The following is a 6,233-nucleotide window of genomic DNA, read 5'->3' on the forward strand; positions in this document are numbered from 1 at the left end:
CTGCTTTAAAGTACACTTCTGCTTGTGTTGCACTATCAGCCCTTAAATAAGATTTAACGTTAAATTTAAAATACCTATTTTTTTCTCTGTCTGTTTTAGTAAGTAGTTTCCGATTAAATTCTTCTTCGTACTGTTTGATAATCGGCAATAAGGTATGTTGCAAATAGTACCGATTTAACTCTTCATTTTTCGTGAAATTTGTATTTGATTTTGCATTTAAAAATACTGAAGGTATTTGAAAAACATTAGCAACCCTTTCTCTTGTTAAATTCTCGCTTGCTACTATATCTTCAGAGACATATTTTTTAGGTAGCGGTTCGATTTCAACGCCCGGCTCTTGAAATAAAACTCCACCATTTTCTTTGTAGTATTGTTTAAAATCTTCTAATACTTGTTGCCTTTTTTCTGTATTTACATTGGAACCGTATTTAAGCATGAATGAATCTGGCTTTTGCATTTCTGTCAGGTTAAAGCTTCTTACTGCATTATCAAATTCAGTTGTATTTTTTAACACATCAATCGGACTAATACCTTGAACCATATTAGATGCTACAATGTGTTTGAAATGGAGCACATCCATGTTATGAACAATTAGTTTGTTACCGGTCGCAGCATGAATTGAATAGTAAAGCTCACGTGATTTGTTTTCAATCAGCATCTCAACAACATCTGGATTTAATAAGAAAAGCTTTGCAGGTTGGTGATAGATATCTCGTTCTATTAATACATATGCATTACCTTTTTCATTTCTAATTGTTTCAATTTGATTAATAAAATCAAAACTACTTAGAGAATTATTTGGTGACACTGTAAGTAAATCAGATACTTCTGTATTAACTACTTTATAATCTTCATACATTTTCAAGGGCAAACTAGCCATCGAATTAGATAACTTTGTAATAGCTGAAAATATCGTTTCATTAGTTTCAAGCGTATTATTAATTACACCCCAAAAAGATTTATTTTTCCATGGGCTAAAGTCATAAAGCTTAGAAGTTGACTGATCAATCCAATTGTCTATCAATTTTTTCTTTATGCGTGTGATAATATTCTCTTTTGCGATAACATTCACCTCCTTAACGCATTATGTCTTTAATACTAATAAACTCTATGTTTCCTTCACCACTATCAGAAACAACTTTATTCATAATGTCTGTGTATGTGTTTAAAAACGCTGCGAATCCATCTATTTTACGATACCTACTTTGTTTTGAAGGTAACCAGTTTCCATTTCTGTCCAGTTTTAACTGAACATTATTGATATACCATTTCATTAAAGGATTGTTATTAAATATTATTTTGCCGTCTAAAAACATCTCTTTTAGATCTTTCAGTGCTGGACTTAAAGTCAAAGCCCCTTGTCTTGTTTCTTCTGTTTCAAATCCATAATTTTTTAACTCTTGATTTAGTTTGAAAGCATTGGCTCTATCATAAGTAATTTTTTCTACAACATAATGCTCATTCATCTTTATTATCCAATTAAAGACATCCTGATAATCAATATACGGTTTATCTTGAATAGTTAGTAAGCCATCTTCTTCCCATTCTCTATATGGTATTTTTTCATTTGAGTACTCTACCTTATGCTTAGGAATCCATGAATGTGTTAAGACAGCAACTTTACCATTATCTAACGCAAATGTTGCACATGCGGCTGTAAAATCTTCTGTCTCTGATAAATCGTAACCAATCGTACAAGGTCTTCCTTCCAGCTCATCTAAGGAAATAATGTCATTATTTTTTTGAAGCGTTGGATAATCAATGAAGCTCATTTCGTCGTTATTAGCAAATATATTAAATCTTTTTGTTATAAAATCTCCTCGTTCAGCTGGTGTACGTTTAGCTTTTTCCCACTCTTCTTTCATTTCATCTAAATCGATAGAAACGCCCAGGTTAGGATTTGCTTTAATCCAATTCGACGAATCATTTATATCATCGTCATCATCTAAAGATGCTAAATAGTAAAAAGTTCTTTCATCTTCGATGATTTGATCTAATGTGTCTCTTCCCGCTTCTACCATATCAACGAGTGGACCATCTAATTGGTAACCCGCTGTCGTAATGTAGATAAGAAGAGGTTGTAACCTTGCCGCTCTTGAGTTTTTTATAACTGAAATCAATTTATAGTCTTTAAATTCATGGATTTCATCGAAAATGCCCATATGTGTATTTAAACCATCCAACTTATCACTGTCTGAAGCCTGTGGCATAATTTTAGATATCGTTGCATCGTAATGAATTTCATCTCTTAAAGGCCTGAAATTCTCTCTAAGTTTTGGGCTAGCTTTTATCATAGCCTTAGATTCATCAAATAGAATCCTCGCTTGTTTCATCACATTAGCTAACAAATGAATTTCTGCACCATTTTCTCCATCTTGTGACACAGCATAGTTAGCGACACCAGAAATGGTTGTTGTTTTACCATTTTTTCGACCCATAAATATTAAAGCTTCTTTATACCTGCGCAGTTTTGTTTCTTTATGAACCCAGCCAAATAAACTACCAATAATAAAATGTTGCCATGGCTGTAATACAAGTTGACGTTTAGATCCTTTGGAAGGTTTACAAAACTTTTCTATAAATCGAATAGGACGATGTGCTAATTCTTCATCAAACATCCATTTACCGCCATTTTTCAAATACCTAATGTGTCTTTCACATTCTTTTTTTACATATTTACTTGTTTTTATTTTCCCTTGAATAACTTGTTCTGCATACCACGTTGTTAGTAATTTTGGTGAGGGTTCATTTAATATTTTAATAGTCACCAAATCCACCTTCTTCTTGCACTATCTTTTTCCTTTGTGCTGCAGTTAAACCCATAGACTTGAGTAAGTTATTTAGTGTTTGAACTGTTTTTGTCAGTTCAATACTTAATGGATTCTTAACAATATTACTTGCTCCAGCTTTATTGGTATGCTCCATCATCAAATCACTGTTTTTCAATTCATCCCGTAATCGACAATAAAATTCATATGTTTCTAAATATAAATTAATTAACATATCGTCAGATTTTTTGTAGTCTTCAATATATTCTTTCAGCTGTTTTTTTGTTAATTTCATAAGAAAACCCCCTTTCATGAAAAATTATCTGCGCTGCTCTCGTTCCTGCCTTCACCGGTTCCCGGTGTATAATGGAACTCCCCACCAGGTAGGGGGGATTAAAAATTATTTTATAATTTTTTATTTAAATTTTTTCAACTCGAAACTTTTTATTTTTATATTTATCTTTGTTTTTATCATTTGCATGAATTTTGTTATGACAACTATAACAAACTGACATTAGATTATCTAAGTCTAAAGCTTTGTTAAAATCTTCATCAACATAAATAATGTGATGTACAATGTTTGCATCTGTTACAATATCTTCGCGTAAACACATTTGACAAAGATAATTATCTCTATCTAATGCTATCTCTCTTAACTTCTTCCATGCTTTTGAATGATAGAACCAATCGTATTGATATGACTTACGACCATGCTTATAAATGTTATTACGCTTGATCAACTCTTACACCTCTTTGATTGCATAACAAAAGACACACCGCATAGCGATGTGCCTCGTTTACTTATGTCGTATAACTTTTAGATAACTTTATACATCTTTCCGATACTATCATATTACTACAGATTTGTAGGCCTTTTGCACAATCTTTGCACAATGTTATTTGATACCCGCATGATACGCTACCGCTTTAACAAAGTTCTTTCGTACTGTAGTAACTGTATTACGATGCATGTGACATGCATCTCCTATTTGCTCTATCTTTAGCTTCTTATCTCTATTCCAATACTTTAACCTTATTACTTTCTTATGATCTTCAGGTAACTTTAAGTATTCACTTTCAACTGCTTCGACCATTTCTTCTAGGTTTCGTAACATCTTATTAGTCAATAACCTTGTTGCCATTAGTTCAGTTGTTCTAACTGGTTCACCTTTTTGCAACGGTCCATACACAATGTTAGTGTCTAGCTCTTTCGTTGGGTTAAGTATCTCCATTCTCAATCTATTTATCTCTTTCTTGTTCTCTTGTAGGTTATATATCTCTGACTCAATATATTTAAATGTACCTGGCTTAATATCGTATGATGCCTTTCCCATCTTATACCTCCATTACTTATGCTTAGCTATTCTTGCTTTAATAGCTTTCATCAATTCTTCTTGCGTTAGTTCTTTATTTTGTAAAGCTTTATATACTCTTTGATCTATTGTGTTATCGGTCATAATGTGATGAATAATAGTCGTATGATTTTGTCCTTGTCTATATAATCTTGCATTTGCTTGTTGGTATAATTCCAATGACCATGTAAGTCCAAACCAAACAATAATGTGCCCACCTTGTTGTAAGTTTAATCCATGCCCTGCACTTGCTGGATGTGCTATAAGCAGCTTAATGTCTCCACTATTCCAACGTTCTTTATAGTTTGAATCCTCTAATGTGGTTGCTTCCTTAAACCTTTGAAGTATTCTTTCTTTATCATGTTTGAAGTTATAAAACAATAATATTGGTTGGCCTTGAGACTCCTCTATAATTTCCTCTAACTTATCTAACTTCTTATCATGTATAAGTCTTACATCTTCATCATCTGTATAAACTGCACCGTTAGATAGTTGAAGTAGTTTTTGACTTAATGATGCCCCATTCTGAGCTACAACTGTTCCTTCTTCTTCCGATTCTAAAATATAGTTTTTTTCTAATTCTGCATATACTTTTCTTTCTTTTTCAGATAAGACTACTGTTTGTTTAGTATCAACTCTGTCAGGCATATTTAGATAATCTTTCGCTTTCATGCTTAAACATATATCTTCTATTCGTTCATATATCTTTTCTTCAGATCCGTCTCTTAGCTCCCAGTTAAAAACATGTTCGCTAACTTGATGTGTTGGTTTAAAGTACCTTTCTCGATAACGACTGAATGAAGACTCAAGTCTTTCGCCTCTGTCTATCAAATAAACTTGAGCCCATAAATCCTGTAAACTATTTGGGCTAGGTGTTCCTGTTAATCCTATAAATCTATTAATGAGTGGTAATTTCTTTTTAATAGATTTAAACCTTTGACTCTTAGGACTTTTAAATGTAGACAGTTCATCAATTACAACCATATCAAATGGCCATTCTTTTTTATATTGATCGCATAACCATTTAGTATTTTCTTTATTGGTTACATAGATATCAGCCTCTGTGTTTAATGCATCATTTCTTTCTTTAGGTGTTCCTAAGACTAAAGACACTTTCAGATGATTTAAATGGTTCCACTTATCAACTTCATCAACCCATGTATCTTTAGCAACTTGTTTAGGTGCTATGACTAACATTTTTTTAGTGTCTAACAACTGCAATTCACTAAATGCTGTAAGTGTTGATACTGTTTTCCCTAGCCCCATATCTAAAAACAAACCGTATTTCTCATTATCAATAACTTTATCTATTGCATACTTTTGATAGCTATGTGGTTTGAAGTCAATCGCCAAATGTTCCACCTACCATTCTGATAAAAGTATTTACTTGTTCTTTATTCCATAACACATATACTTTATGATCTCTATTTTCAAATTGTCTATGCACATATTTTTGTAAAGGATGCAACTTTCCTTTTTCTTGCTTCATTTCTACAAAATATGTTTTTCCTTCTGGCATAATAATAATTCTATCTGGCACACCTCTTGTTCCAGGTGCGACCCATTTTAAACATAAACCGTTTAGCTTTGTTATCTCTTTCACTAAATATTTTTCTAATGTCGATTCTTTCATTTATTCACCTTGTATACAAAATTTATATTTGTGTTCCGATGTTGTATCAATTCTTGCCAAACTTTTAAAAATAGCTGTTAGAGGGTTACCCCTATACCCCTTTACTCCCTAACACTACTTTTTAAACTTTATAGTGAATTTGATGCAACATTGGAAACAAACAGGGTTGAACCCTACAGCTAGAAAGGAAAGAGGTGTTGTATCATTTGTTGCATCAATGTTGCATCACCAAAAATGATACAACACCTACGATTACTTTTTACACTCCCGTGTTGCATCACTCAAAAAATGATGCAACATCTGATACAACACTCTAAAATGCATATTTATTCAATATTTCTTATATTAAATCCTCTAAACTTTCATCTCTTACATAAGCTATCTGTACACCATAATCTTTTCCAAATCGAATTTTCCCACTTTTATTACCATCATATACAGACCAATTGTCTAATTGTCTTAAGATGTTTGAAATCTTTC

The 6,233-nt window shown here is 32.3% G+C and carries 8 protein-coding genes; 1 reads left to right on the forward strand and 7 read right to left on the reverse strand.

Annotation, left to right across the window (positions count from 1 at the left end):
• The 7 genes from IDG60_RS04560 to IDG60_RS04590 all read right to left on the reverse strand — a co-directional run.
• Positions 1 to 1,072: phage portal protein (locus IDG60_RS04560; protein WP_206160525.1), on the reverse strand; the 1,072-nt coding region annotated here is incomplete at its 3' end.
• Positions 1,073 to 1,076: 4 nt separating this feature from the next.
• Positions 1,077 to 2,768 (reverse strand): terminase large subunit, encoded by a 1,692-nt coding sequence (locus tag IDG60_RS04565; RefSeq protein ID WP_000152858.1) that lies wholly within the window; start codon positions 2,766 to 2,768, stop codon positions 1,077 to 1,079.
• Positions 2,758 to 3,063, reverse strand: coding sequence for a P27 family phage terminase small subunit (locus tag IDG60_RS04570; RefSeq protein WP_000778935.1), 306 nt, complete (start codon positions 3,061 to 3,063; stop codon positions 2,758 to 2,760). The genes IDG60_RS04565 and IDG60_RS04570 overlap by 11 nt, the downstream gene beginning before the upstream one ends.
• A gap of 124 nt (positions 3,064 to 3,187) precedes the next feature.
• Positions 3,188 to 3,508 carry an HNH endonuclease gene (locus IDG60_RS04575; protein ID WP_000596031.1) on the reverse strand — a complete coding sequence of 107 codons (321 nt, stop codon included), beginning with the start codon at positions 3,506 to 3,508 and terminating at the stop codon, positions 3,188 to 3,190.
• 156 nt (positions 3,509 to 3,664) lie between these two features.
• Positions 3,665 to 4,102, reverse strand: coding sequence for a transcriptional regulator (locus tag IDG60_RS04580; RefSeq protein WP_000513704.1), 438 nt, complete (start codon positions 4,100 to 4,102; stop codon positions 3,665 to 3,667).
• A 12-nt stretch (positions 4,103 to 4,114) separates the two neighbouring features.
• Positions 4,115 to 5,482, reverse strand: a complete 1,368-nt coding sequence (locus IDG60_RS04585; protein WP_001796197.1) for an SNF2-related protein — start codon at positions 5,480 to 5,482, stop codon at positions 4,115 to 4,117.
• The gene (locus tag IDG60_RS04590) at positions 5,463 to 5,753 is read right to left on the reverse strand and encodes a VRR-NUC domain-containing protein (protein WP_000665203.1); all 291 of its coding nucleotides are present in this window, start codon (positions 5,751 to 5,753) and stop codon (positions 5,463 to 5,465) included. The genes IDG60_RS04585 and IDG60_RS04590 overlap by 20 nt, the downstream gene beginning before the upstream one ends.
• 133 nt (positions 5,754 to 5,886) lie before the next feature.
• On the opposite strand from IDG60_RS04590, the gene IDG60_RS04595 reads away from it, so the two are divergent.
• On the forward strand, positions 5,887 to 5,991 hold the full coding sequence (locus tag IDG60_RS04595) for a hypothetical protein (RefSeq protein ID WP_011447017.1): 105 nt from the start codon (positions 5,887 to 5,889) through the stop codon (positions 5,989 to 5,991).
• Positions 5,992 to 6,233: the final 242 nt, after the last annotated feature.

It is taken from the genome of Staphylococcus sp. EG-SA-2, from assembly GCF_017152085.1.

What these genes read in the sequence shown, in the direction of transcription:
- IDG60_RS04570 (WP_000778935.1), bottom strand. Translation starts at nt 3,063, where the DNA reads ATGAAATTAACAAAAAAACAGCTGAAAGAATATATTGAAGACTACAAA.
- IDG60_RS04580 (WP_000513704.1), bottom strand. Translation starts at nt 4,102, where the DNA reads ATGGGAAAGGCATCATACGATATTAAGCCAGGTACATTTAAATATATT.
- IDG60_RS04590 (WP_000665203.1), bottom strand. Translation starts at nt 5,753, where the DNA reads ATGAAAGAATCGACATTAGAAAAATATTTAGTGAAAGAGATAACAAAG.